Annotated in this window: 14 protein-coding genes and 2 tRNA genes; 3 read left to right on the top strand and 13 right to left on the bottom strand. The window is 73.2% G+C overall.

What is annotated here, in order from left to right; genetic code table 11:
- Positions 1–42: 42 nt before the first annotated feature.
- The 5 genes from RLT58_RS24395 to leuS form a co-directional block, all read right to left on the bottom strand.
- Positions 43–2,559 (bottom strand): ComEC/Rec2 family competence protein, encoded by a 2,517-nt coding sequence (locus RLT58_RS24395; protein WP_311314632.1) that lies wholly within the window; start codon positions 2,557–2,559, stop codon positions 43–45.
- A 41-nt stretch (positions 2,560–2,600) separates the two neighbouring features.
- On the bottom strand, positions 2,601–3,392 hold the full coding sequence (locus tag RLT58_RS24390; RefSeq protein ID WP_311312493.1) for a ComEA family DNA-binding protein: 792 nt from the start codon (positions 3,390–3,392) through the stop codon (positions 2,601–2,603).
- A 501-nt stretch (positions 3,393–3,893) separates the two neighbouring features.
- Positions 3,894–4,739: a DegV family protein gene (locus RLT58_RS24385; RefSeq protein WP_311312492.1), complete on the bottom strand. Its 846-nt coding sequence runs from the start codon at positions 4,737–4,739 to the stop codon at positions 3,894–3,896.
- Positions 4,740–4,898: 159 nt separating this feature from the next.
- On the bottom strand, positions 4,899–5,609 hold the full coding sequence (locus RLT58_RS24380; protein ID WP_311312491.1) for a hypothetical protein: 711 nt from the start codon (positions 5,607–5,609) through the stop codon (positions 4,899–4,901).
- A gap of 146 nt (positions 5,610–5,755) precedes the next feature.
- Positions 5,756–8,629, bottom strand: a complete 2,874-nt coding sequence (leuS, locus tag RLT58_RS24375; RefSeq protein ID WP_311312490.1) for a leucine--tRNA ligase — start codon at positions 8,627–8,629, stop codon at positions 5,756–5,758.
- Positions 8,630–9,022: 393 nt separating this feature from the next.
- Between leuS and RLT58_RS24370 the strand changes: the two genes are divergently transcribed.
- Positions 9,023–10,270 carry a ferric reductase-like transmembrane domain-containing protein gene (locus tag RLT58_RS24370; RefSeq protein WP_311312489.1) on the top strand — a complete coding sequence of 416 codons (1,248 nt, stop codon included), beginning with the start codon at positions 9,023–9,025 and terminating at the stop codon, positions 10,268–10,270.
- A complete protein-coding gene (locus tag RLT58_RS24365; RefSeq protein WP_311312488.1) occupies positions 10,267–11,835 on the top strand; it encodes a ferredoxin in 1,569 nt (522 codons plus the stop codon). Before RLT58_RS24370 ends, RLT58_RS24365 begins: the two co-directional genes overlap by 4 nt.
- Before the next feature lie 85 nt (positions 11,836–11,920).
- On the opposite strand, the gene RLT58_RS24360 is transcribed toward RLT58_RS24365, so the two are convergent.
- The 3 genes from RLT58_RS24360 to RLT58_RS24350 all read right to left on the bottom strand — a co-directional run bounded on the left by RLT58_RS24360 (position 11,921) and on the right by RLT58_RS24350 (position 13,987).
- Positions 11,921–11,993: transfer RNA gene (locus RLT58_RS24360), tRNA-Ala, on the bottom strand.
- Between the two features lie 111 nt (positions 11,994–12,104).
- Positions 12,105–12,338, bottom strand: coding sequence for a hypothetical protein (locus RLT58_RS24355; protein WP_311312487.1), 234 nt, complete (start codon positions 12,336–12,338; stop codon positions 12,105–12,107).
- 173 nt (positions 12,339–12,511) lie between these two features.
- Positions 12,512–13,987: an MFS transporter gene (locus tag RLT58_RS24350; protein ID WP_311312486.1), complete on the bottom strand. Its 1,476-nt coding sequence runs from the start codon at positions 13,985–13,987 to the stop codon at positions 12,512–12,514.
- 102 nt (positions 13,988–14,089) lie between these two features.
- On the opposite strand from RLT58_RS24350, the gene RLT58_RS24345 reads away from it, so the two are divergent.
- Positions 14,090–15,070, top strand: a complete 981-nt coding sequence (locus RLT58_RS24345) for a helix-turn-helix transcriptional regulator (RefSeq protein ID WP_399131676.1) — start codon at positions 14,090–14,092, stop codon at positions 15,068–15,070.
- 21 nt (positions 15,071–15,091) lie between these two features.
- Here the strand turns inward: RLT58_RS24345 and RLT58_RS24340 are convergent.
- From RLT58_RS24340 to nadD, 5 genes are all read right to left on the bottom strand, one after another.
- Positions 15,092–15,164: transfer RNA gene (locus RLT58_RS24340), tRNA-Ala, on the bottom strand.
- A gap of 128 nt (positions 15,165–15,292) precedes the next feature.
- On the bottom strand, positions 15,293–15,946 hold the full coding sequence (locus RLT58_RS24335; protein ID WP_311314630.1) for a histidine phosphatase family protein: 654 nt from the start codon (positions 15,944–15,946) through the stop codon (positions 15,293–15,295).
- Positions 15,943–16,374, bottom strand: coding sequence for a ribosome silencing factor (gene rsfS / locus RLT58_RS24330; protein ID WP_311312485.1), 432 nt, complete (start codon positions 16,372–16,374; stop codon positions 15,943–15,945). Before rsfS ends, RLT58_RS24335 begins: the two co-directional genes overlap by 4 nt.
- Before the next feature lie 185 nt (positions 16,375–16,559).
- Complete coding sequence (locus RLT58_RS24325; protein WP_311312484.1) at positions 16,560–18,323, bottom strand: LCP family protein; 1,764 nt, start codon at positions 18,321–18,323, stop codon at positions 16,560–16,562.
- 19 nt (positions 18,324–18,342) lie between these two features.
- Complete coding sequence (nadD, locus tag RLT58_RS24320; protein WP_311312483.1) at positions 18,343–18,960, bottom strand: nicotinate-nucleotide adenylyltransferase; 618 nt, start codon at positions 18,958–18,960, stop codon at positions 18,343–18,345.
- Between the last annotated feature and the right edge of the window lie 35 nt (positions 18,961–18,995).

Below are 18,995 nucleotides of genomic sequence, written 5' to 3'. Positions count from 1 at the left end.
GGCCCTGGCACCCGGACAGGACCGGCGGGCCCGGATACCAGTTCATGACCGGCCCACCGCCCGCAGCCGCGCCCCCGCACCCGTCAACGCGATCGACCCGTCCCGGTCGGTACGCAGCACCACCGCGCCCCCGCCCGTGAGGGCGTCGACCGTCCGGGCGGCGGGATGCCCGTACGGGTTGTCCCGGCCCACGCTCACCAGCGCGATCCGGGGGCGCAGGCTGCGCAGCAGGGCGCTGTCCTGGTGCGCGGAGCCGTGGTGGGCGACCTTGAGGACGTCCACCCGGGGCAGTCCGGGGTGGCTGCGCAACAGGGCTTGCTGGGCGGGAGGTTCCAGATCCCCGGGGAGCAGCAGCGTGAGCCCGCCGGCCCGCACGAACAGGGTGACGCTGGCATCGTTCGGGTCGTGCGGCACGGGCCCCGCCGCCGGGCCGGACGGCTCTCCCCCGCCCTGCGGCCACAGCACCTGCCAGTCGAGCGTGCCGATCCGGCGCCGTTCACCGGAGACGGCCCGCGCCACGGGGATCCCCGCCTTCGCCGCCTCCCTCCTGACGAACGCGGCCTGTCCGGGCGGCTCGTCCAGAGCCGTCGTCCGGATCGCCCCCACGGCCCTGCCCCGCAGCACCCCCGGCAGACCCCGCACATGGTCGGCGTGGAAATGGGTGAGCAGCAGCAACGGAACGCGGATGATGCCCAGTTCGCGCAGGCACCGGTCGACGGGCCGGGGATCGGGCCCGGCGTCGACGACCACGCCCGAGCCCCGCCCCGCCGCGAGCACCAGGGCGTCGCCCTGACCGACATCGCACATCACGAACGCCCAGCCCGGCGGCGGCCATCCGGTGACCAGCCGGGTCAGCGGCACCGGCCGCAGCACCACGAGCACCAGCAGCAGCGCGACGGCCGCGCAGATCCACGGCCGGCGCCCCACCCGACGGACGAACAGCACGAGCAGCGCGGTCAGTGCGGCCAGCAGCAGCGCCCCCGGCACGCCGTCCGGCCAGTCCATCTCCGCTCCCGGCAGGGCGGCGCCGAATCTGGCCACGGAGGCGATCCACCCGGCGGGCCACCCCGCCACCCACGCGAGCAGTCCGGCCACGGGCATGGCCACCGGCGCCAGGGCCAACGCGGCGAACCCGAGCACAGTGGCCGGTGCCACCGCGAACTCGGCCAGCAGATTGCACGGGATCGCCACCAGGCTCACCCGGGAGGCGAGCAGCACCACGACGGGCGCGCACACCGCCTGCGCGGCCGCCGCCGCTGCCAGCGCCTCCGCGAGCCGTCCCGGCACCCGGCGCCGCCGCAGCGCCTCGCTCCACCGCGGGGCGATGGTCAGCAGGGCGCCGGTGGCCAGGACCGACAGGACGAAGCCGTAACTGCGGGCCAGCCACGGGTCGTAGAGCACCAGCAGCAGGACGGCGGCGCACAGCGCGGGGATCAGGGTCCGGCGCCGCCCGGTGCCGATGGCGAGCAGGGTGATCAGCCCGCAGGCGGCGGCCCGCAGCACGCTCGGTTCGGGCCGGCAGACGAGGACGAAAGCCAGCGTCAGCCCGCCGCCGAGCAGCGCGGTCACCCGGAGGGAGAGGCCCAACCGGGGCGCCAGTCCACCGCGTTCGACCCGGGTGGCGCTGCCGGGCGGCCCGATGAGCAGGACGAGCAGGATCGCCAGGTTGGCGCCCGAGACCGCCATCAGATGGGTGAGGTCGGTCGCCCGGAAGGCCTCGTGCAGCTCCGGGGTGACCCGTGCGGTGTCGCCGACGACGAGACCGGGCAGGAGCGCCCGTGCGTCGGGGCCCAGCCCGTCCGTCGCCGTCCGCAGGCCGGCGCGCAGCCCGCCTGCCGTGCGCTGGAGGAGGCTCGGCGGTCCGGTGACGCGGGGCGGCCCCTTGCCCTCCGGACGCAGTACGGCGGCGGCCCGCTCCCCCCGGTGCAGGGCCGGGGCCAGCCGCCCGGCGATCCGCAGCCGGGTGGACGGCAGCAGGCGCTCCCACGTCGCCGTCGCGCCGCCGGGGGAAACGATGACCAGCACCGGCGTACGCAACCGGACCTCCGTGCCGTCGGGTCCCGTCAGGCGGGTGACCTCCGCGTCGAGGAGCAGCGAGACGGGCGTGCTGTGGTCGCCGCGCACCCGGGGGAACGTCCGGCGGGCGTCGGAGGTCAGGGTGATCTCCGCCTCGATGCGCGCGAACTCCCGGGCCAGCCGGGGCACCGGACCCTGCCGTGCGTCGGCCGCGTGCAGTCCGGCGGAGCCCGCCCCGGCCGCCGCGCAGAACAGCGCCGCCGCCGCGGCCGCGGTGTGCAGCCGCCACCGGACTCCCGGCGCGGCCAGGAGGATCATGGCGGCGCCGAGGCAGAGCACCACCCCCACCGCCGTCCACCGCCCCGGCGCGCCCACGGCGAGCGCGGCACCGGCCCAGGCCGCCAGCGCCGGGGGAAGCAGCCGCAGATCGACCGGGCCCTCCTGCCGGGGGTCGGAGACACCCAGCCGACGGCCGGACGCCGCATGAACGTCCCGGGGGCCCGGGGACTCAGAAACGTCCTGCACGCCCTGCTCGCCCTGCATGTCCCGCATGCCCTGCATGTCCCGCACGTCCCGGGCGGCGCTCACGGCCGCACCAACGGCTGAAGATCCGCGAACCGGCGGTCGCCGATCCCGTTGACCTCGCGCAGTTCGTCGACGGACCGGAAACCGCCGTGCCGGGTGCGGTAGTCGACGATGTGCTGGGCGAGGACGGGGCCGACACCGGGCAAGCCCTCCAACTGGTCCGGCGTCGCGGTGTTCAGGCTCACCGGCCCGCCACCACCCGGTCCAGCCGAACCTACGGCTCCTCCTCCCGTACCGCCCCCTCCCGTCCCGCCGACGGCGGGTCCCGGCGGGACGCCCACCAGGATCTGCTCCCCGTCCATGAGCACCCGGGCGCGGTTGAGGCCGTCCAGGTCGGCCCCGGGCCGGGGCCCACCGGCCGCGCGCAACGCGTCGGCGACCCGCGATCCGGGCGGCAGCCGGTGAATGCCGGGCCGCAGCACCTTCCCGCCCACGTCCACCACGATCTCGCCGCCCGCACCGGCGACGGCCGGCGGCCCGGGAGACGGCTCGGGCGGGCCGGGCTCCCCTCCCCCGGGGTCCGCCGCCGGGTCCGGCGCGTGCACGGCCTCACCGACCACTTCGGGAGCCCGCACACCTTCGGGGCGGGCCGACCAGAAGTGCACCCCGGCGAACACGGCGGCCGTGACCAGGACGACGGCGAGCGCGGCAAGGGTCCTCGGCTCCAGTCCGCATCTGAGCTGCACCCACATCGGCAGCCGCTCCCGCACCGCGAGCACCCCTGAGGCCCACCGCCCGGCCGCCCCCGAACCCGTCGCAGAAGACGGGACCGCCTCAGCCAGGCCGGCCACATCACCCGCACCCCCCACAGGCTGCGCAGGCCGGGAAACGTCAGAAGCGCCAGGAACCCCGGAATTCCCCGCCCCACCAGGATCCGCCCCCATCCCCGCCCCACCGGGGTCCGCCCCCATCCCCGCCACCGGCCGGGCAACCCGTCCCCCGTACCCGCCCGCCATGAGCGCATCGGCGCGGCTGCGCGCCGCCTCGGCCATGTCGGCGCGGGCTCTCACCCGGCGCCGGCCGGGCCCCGTGCCCGCCCCTGGTCGCCGGGCGCGGGTGTCCGAGGCCGGGGCACGGCCGGGTCCGCTGGTTGCACGATGTGATCGGGAAGCCATGCCTCACGACGCTAGGCACTTTCGCCGGAACCCGCTGATCTTGCTCAATTCCCGTGGAAAAGCAGCCCATTGTGGATATCCCGACCACCCTGGAGGGTGACGTCACCCGCCGGTGACTTCACCCACCGGTGACGTCACCACAGGTGGGGTCACCCCGGGTACGGCGCGGCGCGGGCCTCAGCGCGGTGAGACCACCGCGGCCAGCAGCCCCGGCCCGGTGTGCGCCCCGATCACCGCGCCCACCTCGCTGACGTGCAGATCGACCAGGCCGGGGACCCGCTCGCACAGCCGCTCGGCCAGCCGCTCGGCCCGTTCCGGCGCCGCCAGGTGATGAACGGCGATGTCCACCCGCCCGGTGCCCGCCCGCTCGGCGACGATCTCCTCCAGCCGGGCGATGGCCTTCGAGGCCGTCCGCACCTTCTCCAGCAGCTCGATCCGGCCGCCGTCCAGCTGGAGGAGCGGTTTCACGGCGAGGGCCGAACCGAACAGGGCCTGCGCGGCGCCGATCCGGCCGCCGCGCCGCAGATAGTCCAAGGTGTCGACGTAGAAGTAGGCGGAGGTGCCCGATGCCCGCTTCTCGGCAGCCGTCACGGCGTCGTCCAGGCTGCCGCCCGCCTCGGCCGTCTCGGCGGCCGCCAGGGCACAGAAGCCGAGGGCCATGGCGACCATCCCGGTGTCCACCACCCGCACCGGCACCGGCGCGTCCTTCGCCGCCAGCAGCGCCGCGTCGTACGTACCGGAGAACTCCGAGGAGAGGTGCAGCGAGACGATGCCGGTCGCGCCGGCTTCCGCGGCTGCGCGGTAGGTGGCGGCGAAAACCTCGGGGCTGGGCCGTGACGTCGTCACGGGACGGCGCTTCTGCAGGGCCAGGGCCAGGGAGCGGGCCGAGATCTCGGTGCCCTCCTCCAGCGCCTGATCGCCGAGGACGACGGTCAGCGGCACTGCGGTGATGCCATGCCGTTCCATCGCCTGCGGCGGCAGGTAGGCCGTTGAATCGGTGACGATCGCGACATGGCGGGACATGAGCGGGAGGTTACCGGTCGGCGCGGTCGCTCGGCAGTCCGGCCCCGGGCGAATGATCAGTTCCGGTCTCTTCGAGCCGCATCCTGCCATCCTCGCTCACCGGAGGTCGCGGAGCCCACCCGAAGCGGAGACCGTCCTCGCCGGCGCGGAGATCCGCCGTCAGTTCGAGGTCTCGGGGCGCGCCGTCTTCTGCCACGGGTAGGTGGTCCGCTGCCGGGGGTCCGGCGCCGTGATCGCCTGCGCGCCCGGCCCGCCGCCCGGCTCCTGGCCCCGGTCATCGGGGCGCCCGGACTCCGGCCGGTACTCCGGCCCCGGCTCCGGCTCCTCGGTCGTCCAGTGCCGCAGCGCCCCGGCCTCCACATCGATCTGGACGTTCAACGCGGACAGATCGTCCTCGGCGAACCGGCGGGCCCGGTCGCGCGCGGCCCACCGCAGCGAGTCGGCCGACTTGGTGATCCGCCTGGTGCGCTCCTTCAGCCCCGGGAGCAGCGAGGCGACGGTCGCCCTGTCGGGCTCGCGCTCCAGCGCCTTCAGCTCCTCGTCCAGCTCACGGCCGTGCACACCGAGCCGCTGGAACAGTCCCAGCGACTCCGAGAGCGAGGGGTCCTCGACGGAACCCGCCCGCAGCGCCTCCTGCGTGGCGCGCATCGACGTGCGCAGGGCGAGCCGGAGCTGCGCCAGCTCACCGCCGACGCCGAGCTGCCCGTAGCTCTTGGCCCGCAGAGTGGTGTCCTCCACGGTGCGGCGCGCCTGCGTGAGCGTGCGGTCCACTCCCCGCCTGGCCGCCCCCACGACCTTGACGGTCGCGTAGACGCCCAGGGCCATGAAGGCGACGACGAGCAGCCCCAGGATCAGGATCACGGCTTCCATGAGCGCCCCTCGGATGGTGTGACGGCCTCCGGCACACTTCGCCGGTCCCTTCCAAGGTAAACGGAACGGGCAGGTTGGGGGTTCCGCCGGAACCCCCAACCTGCCCGTAGGGGAAAGCCCTCACCCCGTCCGGCGGCCCCTCGCGGCTATGCGGGAACGATGTTCACCAGCTTCGGCGCGCGGACGATCACCTTGCGGATGCCCGCCCCGTCCAGCGCGGCGACGACGGCCGGATCGGCCAGGGCCAGGGCCTCCAGCTCCGCGTCGGAGATCGACGGGGAGATCTCCAGGCGCGCCCGGACCTTGCCCTTGATCTGCACCACACAGGTCACGGTCTCGTCCACGACGTAGGCAGGGTCGGCGACCGGGAAGTCCTGGTGGACGACCGACTCGGTGTGGCCCAGCCGGTGCCACAGCTCCTCGGCGATGTGCGGCGCCAGCGGCGCGACCAGCAGGACCAGCGACTCGGCGACGGTGCGGGGCAGCGGGCCGCCGGCCTTGGTCAGATGGTTGTTCAGCTCGGTGACCTTGGCGATGGCCGTGTTGAAGCGCATCCCGGCCATGTCGCCGCCGACCCCGTCGATCGCCTTGTGCAGCGCGCGCAGGGTGTCCTCGCCGGGCTCGGTGTCGACGACGGTGACCTCGCCGCTGTCCTCGTCGACGATGTTGCGCCACAGCCGCTGCAGCAGCCGGTACTGGCCGACGACCGCGCGCGTGTCCCAGGGGCGCGACACGTCCAGCGGGCCCATCGCCATCTCGTACAGCCGCAGCGTGTCCGCGCCGTACTCGCCGCAGATCTCGTCGGGCGTCACGGCGTTCTTCAGGGACTTGCCCATCTTGCCCAGGACGCGGGAGACCTTCTCGCCCTGGTAGTAGTACGCCCCGTCGCGCTCCTCGACCTCGGCCGCCGGGACCGCGATGCCGCGGCTGTCCCGGTAGACGAACGCCTGGATCATGCCCTGGTTGTACAGCTTGTGGAACGGCTCGGCGGAGGAGACGTGGCCCAGGTCGTGCAGGACCTTGGACCAGAAGCGGGCGTACAGCAGGTGCAGTACGGCGTGCTCGGCGCCGCCCACGTACAGGTCGACGCCGCCGGTGGGCTGCCCCTCGCGCGGCCCCATCCAGTACTCCTCGATCGCCGGGTCGACCAGCTTCTCGGAGTTGTTCGGGTCCAGATAGCGCAGCTCGTACCAGCAGGAACCCGCCCAGTTGGGCATGGTGTTGGTCTCGCGGCGGTAACTTCGCGGACCGGAGCCGTCGCCCAGGTCCAGCGTGACGTTGACCCAGTCGGCGTTGCGCGACAGCGGGGTCTCGGGCTGGGTGTCGGCGTCGTCCGGGTCGAAGGTGCGCGGCGAGTAGTCCTCGACCTCGGGCAGTTCCAGCGGCAGCATCGACTCGGGCAGCGCGTGGGCGATGCCCTCCTCGTCGTACACGATCGGGAACGGCTCGCCCCAGTAGCGCTGACGGCTGAACAGCCAGTCGCGCAGCCGGAAGTTGACGGTGCCCTCGCCGACGCCGTGCTCCTTCAGCCACTCGGTGATGCGGGCCTTGGCGTCGACGACGCCCAGGCCGTCCAGCGAGATCTCGCCGTTGGCGGAGTTGACCAGCTTCGCCTCGTACGAGCCGAAGGCGTCCTCCCATGTCGAGGGGTCCGTGCCCCGGTCGTCCGACGGCTCGACGACACAGCGCATCGGCAGCTCGAAGGCGCGCGCGAAGGCGAAGTCGCGCGCGTCGTGCGCCGGTACGGCCATGATCGCGCCGGTGCCGTAGCCCATCAGTACGTAGTCGGCGATGAAGACCGGGATCTGCTCGCCGCTGACGGGGTTGGTCGCGTACGCGCCGGTGAAGACACCCGTCTTGTCCTTGGCCTCGGCCTGCCGCTCCACGTCGGACTTGGCGGCGGCCTGCTTGCGGTAGGCGGTGACGGCCTCGGCCGGAGAGGCGTGGCCGCCCGTCCAGACCGGGCGGGTGCCGTCGGGCCAGGCGGCCGGGATGATCCGCTCGACCAGCTCGTGCTCCGGTGCCAGCACCATGTAGGTCGCCCCGAACAGGGTGTCCTGGCGGGTGGTGAAGACGGTGATGCCGCCCGCGCCGTCGACCGGGAAGTCGACGCGCGCGCCCTCGGAGCGGCCGATCCAGTTGCGCTGCTGCAGCTTGATGGCCTCGGGCCAGTCCAGCCCGTCCAGGTCGTTCAGCAGCCGGTCGGCGTAGGCGGTGATGCGCATGTTCCACTGGCGCAGCTTGGCCTTGAAGACGGGGAAGTTGCCGCGCTCGGAGCGGCCGTCGGCCGTGACCTCCTCGTTGGCCAGCACGGTGCCCAGGCCGGGTGACCAGTTGACCGGGGCATCGGAGGCGTAGGCCAGCCGGTAGTCGCCCAGGATGTCGGCGCGCTCGGCGGCGCTCAGCGCGCTCCAGTCGCGGCCGTCGGGGGTCGCGCGCTCACCGGACTCGAACTGGGCGACCAGCTCGGCGATCGGGCGGGCGCGGTCCGCGTCGGTGTCGTACCAGGAGTTGAAGATCTGCAGGAAGATCCACTGCGTCCACTTGTAGTACTCCGACTCGATCGTGGCGAACGAGCGGCGCTTGTCGTGGCCCAGGCCCAGCCGGCGCAGCTGGGCCGTCATGTTCTCGATGTTGGCCTCGGTCGAGATCCGCGGGTGCGTGCCGGTCTGGACGGCGTACTGCTCCGCGGGCAGGCCGAAGGCGTCGAAGCCCAGGGTGTGCAGGACGTTGTGGCCGGTCATCCGCTGGTGGCGGGCGAAGACATCGGTGGCGATGTAGCCCAGCGGGTGGCCGACGTGCAGGCCCGCGCCCGAGGGGTACGGGAACATGTCCATGATGAACTTCTTCGGCCTGGCGGCCAGCTCCGGGTCGCCCGCCAGGTCACCGGTCGGGTTGGGCGCCTCGTACGTGCCCTCGGCGTCCCAGAAGTCCTGCCAGCGTGCCTCGATGTCGGCGGCCATCGCTGCCGTGTAGCGGTGCGGCGCAGCAACGTCGGCTGCGGAATTCGTCTCGCTCATGATCCTCAAAGCTCCATCGATCGTCATCTGCCGGCGCCCACGTCTACGGACACGCGTCTACGGAAACGAAAAAACCCCTCGCACAGGAGGGGACGCCGCGCTGATGCCGACCAGGCGTTCTCACCGGTCGGGACTGATCAGCGCGGCTCGCTAAGCAGAAGGCGTACGGCACGCATGGCGTCAGGGTACCGCACCGGCCCGGGCCCCATCCGGGCACCGCCGATCCCCGGACACGCCGGGATGCGAAACGTACGGCGGAACGTCCGGGAAGCGGGGGTTACTCCGCGTACCGCCCTCTACCGGGGCAACCGATCAAACCTCGTACCGGCCGGTATGGGGCGCCTTAGCATGCGGCAACGGGACCGCTTTGCCGAACCATTCGGAGTCGCCCCCATGAACCCTCATCGCAAGATCCGCTCAGCGGCCGGCCCGATCCAGGGGCCGAGCCGACCGGTACAGGGCGGGCTGACCGTCGCCGTGCTGGTTCTCCTCCCGCTGCTCGCCGTGGCGGGCAGCGACGGTCTGCGGGCCGCGCTCGACTTCACGACCGGTGTCCTCTCCCTGGTCTCGCTCACCGCCGCGGTGGGCTGGGGCCTGCTCGCCACCGACCGGCTGTTCCTCTCCACCCGGCAGCGGCTGGTCGGCCAGGCCGTGCACCGCACCGCTGCGGCCGCCTCGCTCGGATTCCTGCTCCTCCATGTCACGGTGAAGGTCTCGCTGGGGCATGTGGCGCTGCTCGGCGCGCTCATACCCTTCGGCCTCGGGGTGGGCGGCACGGCGGGCCTGATCGGCTTCGGCTCGCTGGCCGGGCTGCTGATGGTGGTGGCCGCCGCGACGGGCGCGCTGCGCAGCGCCTTCGCCTCCCCCGGCCGGATCGCGGGGCGCTGGCGGGCGCTGCACGCCCTGTCCTACCCGGCCTGGTGCGCGGCGCTGGTGCACGGCCTGTACGCGGGCCGGCCGCCGGCCACCTGGGTCGTGGTGATGTACAGCCTGTCGCTCGTCGCGGTGGCCGCCGTGCTGGCCCTGCGCATGCTGCCGCCCCCGCTGAAGCGCCGGATCGCCGCCCTGGTCACCGCTCTGATCAGGCCGGACGCGCTGCCGGCCGAGCCGGACCCGGTGGTCCGCGGGACCCCGCTGCCGGGCGCGGACAGCGCGCTCGTGTCCGGCGTGCGGTACGGGGCGGGAGGCGCCGGCATGGACGGGCTCGGCGATCCGCCGCGGGCCACCCCGCTGCCGTCGTCCTTCGAACGCCCCCGCACGACCCTGCCGGCGCCGGCCCCGCCGTTGTACGAGGCTCCGCCCCGCAGCGCCGACCGCCTCACGACGGACCCGCTCCCGAGGCCGTCCGGCGTCCGTACGGGACCGGGCCCCGGGATATCGGCCGGCTACCGCGCGGTCTCGCTGGCCGCCGAGACGGGCGGCCCCCAGCAGCCCGGGGGCCGCTGGCCGTCTCCCTCCCCCTCCCCGCCCACGCAGGCCCCGCGCCCGCCGCACGAGCCGTACGCCTCCCCGGAGGCCACCGCGCCCCTGCCGTCCGCCCCGCCCGTCCCCTCCCTCGACGACACCGCGCCGCTGCCCGGGCCGCTCTATCCGCCGCCCGCCGGGGAACCGTGGAACGCACCCGCAGGAGACCGACCGTGAATCAGCCCCTCCCCGACGTCCCCGAGGTCCGCGTCGTCGGTCTCCCCCAGCTGACCAGCGGCTTCGACCTGGTGGAGCGGCTCGATCTCGGCATGCACCTCAAGGTGCACGGGCCGCTGGAGCCGATGACCGGCGAGCGGCTGGCCGAGACGATCTCGCTGCGCGGCCGGGGCGGCGCCGGCTTCCCGTTCGGGAAGAAGCTGCGCGCCGTCGCCAAGGCGTCGATCCGGCGCGGGGTGCGCCCGGTCGTCGTGATCAACGGCAGCGAGGGGGAACCCGCCTGCCGCAAGGACACCGTGCTGCTCAACCGGGCACCCCACCTCGTCCTGGACGGCGCCCTGCTGGCCGCCGAGGCGCTCGGCGCCCGCACGCTGGTCGTCGCCGTCACCCGTAACTCCACGGAGATGTCCGTACGCGCCGCCCTCGCCGAGCGCGGCCTGTCCGACCGGCGCGGACAGCAACTGCGCGCCCGTGTGGTGCGGACGCCCGAGCGCATGGTCTCCGGCGAGGCGTCGGCCGTCATCCGGGCGGCGTCCGGCGGCCCCGCCCTCCCGCCGGGGCGTCGCGAACGGGCCGCCGAGTCGGGTGTCGGCGGCGCCCCGACCCTGCTCTCCAACGCGGAGACGTACGCCCAGCTCGCCGTCGCCGCCCGGATCGGCGCCCGCCGCTACGGGCACACCGGTCTGCCGAACGAGCCCGGCACCGTCCTGCTCACCCTCTCCGGGGCCGTGGCGCGCCCGATGGTCATCGAGGTGCCCACGGGGGTGCCCCTGCGTTACGTGCTCCAGCTGGCCGGAGCGCCGCCGCTGCCGCAGGGCGTCCTGACCGGCGGCTATCACGGCAACTGGATCGGGGCGAACGCCACCCATGACGCCGTCGTCTCCCGGGAGTCGCTGGCCGCCGCCGGCGGAGCGCTGGGGGCGGGCGCGATCCTGCCGATCGGGCCGGAGACCTGTCCGCTGGGCGAGTCCCTGCGGGTGGCCAACTGGCTGGCCGCCGAGACCGCGGGCCAGTGCGGTCCCTGCAAGCTGGGGCTGCCGGCCGCCGCGGGCGGCCTCTCCGACGTGCTGAACGGGGGCGGGCCCGCCGCCCTGGAGGCGCTGCGCGAGGTGACCCTCGCGGTGAAGGGCCGGGGGGCGTGCAAGCACCCGGACGGTTCGGCGCGCTTCCTCGGCTCGACGCTCTCCGCCTTCACGGACGACCTCGCCGCCCATGTCCTGCACGGCGGCTGCGGCCGCGAGACGGTCGGGGTCCTGCCCCTGCCGGCGCCCGGCTACCAGGACGTGGAGGAGTCCGTCCCGAGCGGCGGGAAGCTGGCTGTGGACTGGACGCTCTGCCAGGGCCACGGCCTGTGCGCGGACATCGTCCCCGAGCTGATCCGGATGGGCCCCGACGGCTACCCGGCGCTCGCGGACGCCGCCGTACCGATGCATCTGCGGGGCCGCGCCCAGCGCGCCGTACGCCGGTGCCCCGCCCTGGCCCTGCGCATCGACCAGCAGGCGCCCGACCGTCCCGCGCTGCCGCCGGGGACCGGCCGCAAGGCCCTGGGCAGCGGCCGCAGTTGACCCGTCCCGCCACGAGCGGGCACACACGAAGCAGCGGGCCGTCCGAATCGGACGGCCCGCTGCTTCGTCTTGCCGTGGATCTCTGTGGAGCTAAGGAGAATTGAACTCCTGACCTCCTGCATGCCATGCAGGCGCTCTACCAACTGAGCTATAGCCCCGTGCTGCGTCACCCGGTCTCCCGTGGCGACATCGAGAACATTACCGGTCACCCCGGCCGTCCACCAAATCGTTTCCGGTCGGTCCCGCTCCGGCCCGATCGGCACCGGTGGTCAGGCGGTGGCGAAGGAGTAGAAGCGCTTGAGCGTGCAGTGCTCCTCGAGCAGCCGGCCGTAGATCGGCTCCCCCTCCAGCTCCCGGTAGGTCTCGATGGGGTCGCCTTTTATGATCAGCGCCCGTGCGCATTCCTCGCACCAGTACTGGTAGTCCTGGTTGACCGGGTCCATGTCCCTGACGATGGGCGTACCGCTGCCGCACCAGTCGCATTTCCGCCTGTGTGCACCCATGGGTCAGCTCCGGCTGCGGCCGGAGGCCGTACACGGGTAGAGGACCGCGGGGTCATGGTGGACAGGGAGTGGCTCCGGGACCTCGTGGCGGCTCCCAGGCATCGAGCACTCCCCTCCCGTTCGGTCCGTCGCCCCCTCCGGCGGTCCGATTCTGCCATGACCCCGCAAGGGGGTCAGCCCGCCGGAGTCACCGCCTGCCGCCGATGCCGTACGAGCCCCGCGAGCACGCCCGCGCACGCGGCCGCGGCGAGCGCGAGCGTACAGACCCACAGCGCCTCTCCCGACCCCTGCGCCCCCGGCGTATCAAGGCGGTTGAGGTAGAGCGTGCCGAACGCGGCGACGCCGATCACCTGGCCGAGCTGGGTCACGGTCATCAGCACACCGCTCGCGTCGGCGGCGTCCTGCGGCCGTACGTTCGCCAGGGCACCCGCGAGAGTGGGGCTGAACCCCAGAGCCATGCCGGTGCCCATCACCACGAAGCCCGCGTACAGCAGGGCCCCGCCGTCGCCGCCGTCCCGCAGCGCAAGACCGATCATCACCGCGCCGGCCGCCACCAGCACGAAACCGCCGGGGATCAGCCCGCGCTGCCACCGGGCGGGCCACTGCCGCCAGGTCAGTCCGGCCGCGCCGAAGACCAGCGCGCTCGGCGCGAACATCAGCCCGGCGCGCAGCGCCGAGTACCCCAGACCGCCCTGGAGGTGCAGGGTCATCATGAAGAGATAGCCCGCGTTGACCGCCATCACCAGCAGGATGCGCAGGGCGGCCGGCGAGATGCCGGGAAGGAGAAGGACGGCCGGCGCGATCAGGGGCGCACCCCCGTGCGCGGCAAGCCGCGTCTCGTACACCGCGAATCCGGCGAAGAGCACCGCGGCGGCGGCCAGGCAGATCCACGTCCAGGCCGGCCAGCCCAGCTCCTGCCCGAGCACCAGCGGAAGGGTCAGCAGCAGCACACCCGCCGCGAGCATGACCAGCCCGGCCGGATCGAATCCGCGCGCCCGCGCCTCCTGCCGGGCCCGCGCGCCCCTCGGCTCGCCCGGCAGCACCCGGGCGCCGATCACCAGCAGGACCAGCCCGATCGGCACGTTGACCAGGAAGACCGGCCGCCAGGTCGCCCCGAACAGGTCGGCGCTGACCAGCACACCGCCCAGCACCTGCCCGGCCGCCGCCCCGGTCGCCAGCACCGCGCTGTAGGCGCCGATGGCCCGGATCCGGGCCGGCCCGGTGAAGTGCTGCTGGATCAGGCTGAGCACCTGCGGGATCATCACCGCGGCCCCCGCCCCCTGGATCACCCGGAACGCGATCAACTGCCCCTCCCCCGAGGCCAGTCCGCAGGCCAGCGAGGCGGCGGTGAAGAGGGCGAGCCCCGCCAGATGGGCGCGGCCGTGCCCGAGCACCCCGCCGAGCCGCGCCCCGGTGACGAGCAGGACGGCGTACGCGACGGTGTATCCGGCCACCACCAGCTGCAACCCGGCCGACGAGGCCCCGAGTTCGGAGCGGATCGTCGGGGCGGCGACATTGACGATGAAGACGTCGACCATCGCCATGAACTGGGCCGAGAGGACAACGGCGAGCAGCCGCCCGGGCCCCTTGCCGGTGGTGGGGTCTTTACTGGTGGCGGAACGGGGTACCGCCCCGGAGGTCGTGGTCATGGCCTCCACGCTGCGCCCGCCCGCATACGGGTAACGAGAGCCCGCTGATGCTGGTACTGGCAGCACCTGGCAACGCCCGGCGGGAGCGCCGACGATGGAGGGGTGACGAGGGTGACGGCACAGCAGCGGACAGCCGGGGAGCAGACACGGCCGGAGCACCCGGCGCGGGAGCAACGGGCGGGCGGGCGCGGGGCCGGGACACAGCGCGGCCGGCGGCCGGAGCTCGCCGCGTTCCTGCGCAGCCGCCGGGCGCGGGTGACCCCCGCCGACGTGGGGATGCCGCCGGGGTTCCGGCGGCGCACGCCGGGCCTGCGCCGCGAGGAGGTCGCCCAGCTCTCGGGGGTCGGTGTCACCTGGTACACCTGGCTGGAGCAGGGCCGCCCGATCAACGCCTCCCCTCAGGTCCTGGACGCGGTGGCGCGGACCCTGCGGCTCGAACCTTCGGAGCGGGAGCACCTCTACCAGCTGGCGGGCGTGGCGTTCCTGCCCGGCAGGCAGTCCGACACCCTGGAGGTCGGCGAGGAGATCCAGGGCCTCATCGACGCGCTCGACCCGCATCCGGCGGTCGTCTACAACCCGCGCTACGACGTGCTGGCGACCAACGCGGCGTACCGCGATCTCTTCGACGTGCCCGTCACGACGGAGTCCGGGCCCCGCAATGTGCTGTGGACGCTGTTCACGTCCTCGGAGGAGCTCTGCCCCGTCGTCCACCGCGACCAGGAGCTGCCGCTCATGGTGGCGACGCTGCGCAGCGGCTACGGACGCCATACGGGCGAGCCCGCCTGGGAGTCGTTCATCGAGGAGCTGTCGGCGGCCAGCCCGTACTTCGCCCAGCTGTGGCGCAGCGGGGATGTCGCTCCGCCGGGGCGCCGGGTGAAGGCCTTCCGGGCCCGGGCGGTGCCGCAGGAGATCCGGATGACGTCGGTCTCGCTGTCCGTCAACGGGCTGCCGGAGTGCCGGATCGTCGCGTACACACCGGCCGACGGGGAGAGCCGGGAGCTGATGACTTCGCTGCGCGCCCGGCGAAGAGAGAAGAAGGACGGGACGGGAGCGGCGCCACACGACGAAGATCCCGCCCTCTGACCGAGGACGGGATCTTGACTGTGGAGCTAAGGAGAATTGAACTCCTGACCTCCTGCATGCCATGCAGGCGCTCTACCAACTGAGCTATAGCCCCGCTGTCCGCTGTGTTTCCCTGCGTTTCCGCGCTGCGAACAAGAAGAACTTTAGCTGGTGACCTGCCGGAAAGTGAAATCCGGCCGGCCTCGCCCGAAGAAGCCTCCCGGGCGCCGTGCGCAGGCCCGGTCAGTCGTCGTCGCCGAGCACCGGTTCGGGCAGGGTGCCGGCGTTGTGCTCCAGCAGGCGCCAGCCGCGCGCGCCCTCGCCCAGCACGGACCAGCAGCAGTTGCTCAGCCCGCCGAGCCCTTCCCAGTGGTGCGCCTCCAGGCCCAGCAGCCGGCCGATGGTGGTGCGGATGGTGCCGCCGTGGCTGACGACGACCAGCGTGCCGCCGTCGGGCAGCTTGCCGGCGTGGCCGAGCACGACGGGGGCGGCCCGGTCGGCAACCTCGGTCTCCAGCTCACCGCCGCCGCGCCGCACGGGCTCGCCGCGCTTCCAGGCGGCGTACTGCTCGCCGTAGCGCCCCACGATCTCCTCGTGGGTGAGGCCCTGCCAGGCGCCCGCGTAGGTCTCGCGGAGCCCGGGGTCGTACGCGATGTCGAGTCCGGTGACCGCGGCGAGCTCGCCGGCCGTGGCCGCCGCCCGCCGCAGGTCGGAGGCGACGATCGCGTCCGGCTTCAGCCCGGCGAGCAGCCGGGCGGCCCGGCGCGCCTGCCCGACTCCGGCCTCGGTCAGCTCGATGTCCGTGGAGCCCTGGAACCTGCGCTCCAGATTCCATGCCGTCTGGCCGTGACGCCAGAGGACGATCCTGCGGCCCCGGCCGCTCGTGGTGCCGTTCAGCTCTGCTCACCTTCCGTACCGCCGTTGAGCTCCGCGTGCTCCGCGGCCTTGCCGCGGGTCTTCACGGCGTCCTCGGGGAGGGCGATCTCGGGGCAGTCCTTCCACAGGCGCTCCAGCGCGTAGAAGACGCGCTCCTCGCTGTGCTGGACGTGGATGACGATGTCGACGTAGTCGAGGAGGATCCAGCGGGCGTCGCGGTCGCCCTCGCGGCGGACCGGCTTGGCGCCGAGCTCCTTCTGGAGCCGCTCCTCGATCTCGTCGACGATCGACTTGACCTGGCGGTCGTTGGGGGCCGAGGCCAGCAGGAAGGCGTCCGTGATCGACAGCACGTCGCTGACGTCGTACGCGATGATGTCGTGCGCGAGCCGGTCGGCGGCCGCCTGAGCGGCGGCGTTGATGAGCTCGATGGAGCGGTCCGTGGCGGTCACAAGCAGGCTTTCGTCGGCGGTCAGATCGACCTCTAGGGTCTCACGGACCGCCGACAACCCACGCAGTCGTTTTCCCGTGGCCGCCCGGGAGCCGTACGGCGGTGTCCGGTGAGGCCCCGGACGGCCCAGGGGCGGCCTGCGAACCCTCCGGAAGCCGCCCCTGGTACCGATACCGCCCGGCGGGCCTACTCGATCTTGTAGTCCTGGCCGAGGACGACCGACACGTCCGCGTTCCCGGCCGGCTTGCCCTTCTTCACCGCGCTCGTCGGCAGTCCGAGGGTCTTGGCGACCTGGGTCGCCTTCTCCTTGCCCGGCGCGTCGGCGTAGACGACCTGCGAGGAGGCCACCGTCCCGGACTTCCCGCCGCCGACGTAGGCGAAGCCGCCGTTGACCAGCTTGATCCGGGCCGACTCCGTGCCCCGGTCGCTGCCCGTGCCGTTCTTGACGCCGACCCGTACGGCCGCGTCCGCGTCCGGCGCCTTGACGGTGCCGCCGAGGATGTCCTTGACGACGCTCTCGGTGGCCGCGTCGGTGAGGGTGCCGTCGTCCTGGACCGGCAGCACCGCCGTCTTGTAGTCGCCGACCTTGGCGTGCTCGGCGAGCTTCGCCAGCGAGGCGCCGAGGTCCTTCTCGGGCAGCGACGGGTCGAGGATCTGGGCCAGCGTCTGCACGGTGACCGTCGCGGCCTTCGGGTCGTCCGAGATCTTCCGCAGCACCCCGCGCATGACCTGGCCGAAGCGCATCAGCTGCTTGGTCTCGGCCTCGTCGGGGCCCCGGTACGTGGCGTACGCGACGGCCATCGGACCGCTGAGCGTCTGCGCCTCGCCCTTCTTGACCAGGGGCCCGGCGCCCTTCTTGGGGTCGGGCACATCGGTGTCGGTGTCCACCTCGATGTTGCCGACCAGGTCGACGAGGTTCTCCAGGTACGGGGTGTCGAGCCGCCAGGTGCCACTGATGTCGGTGCCGAGCAGGGTGTCGATGGACTCCCGGGTCCCGGAGGTGCCGTCGTCCTCGACCGACTTGCCGAGCGTGGTCGTGACCCCGTCCTCGTCGGCGACGGCGAGCGAGTTGGGCAGCAGGACCGTGGTCCCCTGCTTGGTGGTGACGTTGTCGACGAGCAGGGCCGTGGACGTGCCGCCGCCCTTGGTGTTGTGGAGGTGGACCACGATCACGTCCCGGCGCTGCGGACCGGTCGTCGCGGTGTTCTCCTTCTCCCCGCCGGACAGGCCGGGGATCTTGCCGGCGGACCACAGGTAGCCGACACCGCCGACCACGGCCAGGACCGCCACGACGACCAGCGCGACCAGCCGGTTGCGGCCGCGCCGGCGCGCCTCCTCACGGCGCTCGCTGCGGCTCTCGGTGAACTTGAGCCAGTCGATGACGTCTTCGGAGTCCTCGTCGGGCTCCTCGATGAAGGAGAACTGCTCGGTGCGGTAGTCCCGGTCGCCGCGCCGCTGCCCGGGGACGGCCGCCTCGGCGTCCGGCTCCCCTGCGGGGGCCGCGGGCTCCGGCGGTGCGGGGGCAGGAGCGGGGGGCGGGGGCGGGGCCTGCTGCGGGATGTTCCACTGCTGGGTCGTGTCGACGGCGGCGGGCTGCTGCCCCGTGTCGTAGCCGTACCCGTCGTATCCGTATCCGTACCCCTGCTGAGGCTGCTGCTGGTGCTGCTGACCGGCGTACGGGTCGTACTGCTGCGGGGGCGGGGCGGGGGGCTGCTGCTGGGCGTACGGGTCGTAGCCGTAACCCTGGCCGCCGTGCTGGCCCTGCTGACCTTGCTGGTGGGACTGCTGGCCCTGCTGTTGTTGCTGTTGCTGCTGTGCGTACGGGTCGTACTGCTGCTGACCGGACTGCTGCTGACCGGGCTGCTGGTACACCGGCTGCCCGTACTCGTCGTAGCCGACGATCTGCGGCTGCTGGTAGTACGGGTCGTACGGATTCTGTCGGTCGTTCACCGGTGCCCCTCTCCGTGGCTCATTCGCCGCGGTACAGCTGGCGCTTGTCGATGTAGCGGACCACACCGTCCGGAACCAGGTACCAGACCGGATCTCCCTGGGCGACCCTCCCGCGGCAGTCCGTGGAGGAGATCGCGAGCGCGGGCACCTCCACCAGGGAGACGCCCCCCTCCGGCAGCCCGTCGTCCGTGAGCACGTGCCCCGGCCGGGTCACACCGATGAAGTGGGACAGCGAGAACAGCTCGTCGGCGTCGCGCCAGGTGAGGATCTGGGAGAGCGCGTCGGCGCCCGTGATGAAGAAGAGGTCCGCGTCACCGTGGACCGCGCGCAGGTCCCGCAGGGTGTCGATCGTGTACGTGGGACCGTTGCGGTCGATGTCGCTGCGGCTGACCGAGAACTGCGGGTTGGACGCCGTCGCGATGACCGTCATCAGATAACGGTCCTCGGCCGGGGAGACCTGCTTGTGGCTCTTCTGCCACGGCTGCCCGGTCGGAACGAAGATCACCTCGTCGAGGTGGAACTGGGCGGCCACTTCACTGGCCGCCACCAGGTGTCCATGATGAATCGGGTCAAACGTCCCGCCCATCACGCCGAGGCGGCGCTTTCCACGGCCGGTAGGCACTTCCTGCTCTCCCATGCGTGCAGAGCCTACTGGCACAGCTGTACGCCTCG

The sequence above is a fragment of the Streptomyces sp. ITFR-16 genome (assembly GCF_031844705.1).
GTDB lineage: Bacteria > Actinomycetota > Actinomycetes > Streptomycetales > Streptomycetaceae > Streptomyces.
The sequence above is the reverse complement of the archived record's forward strand: the minus strand, read 5'-3'. Positions and strand labels throughout refer to the sequence as shown.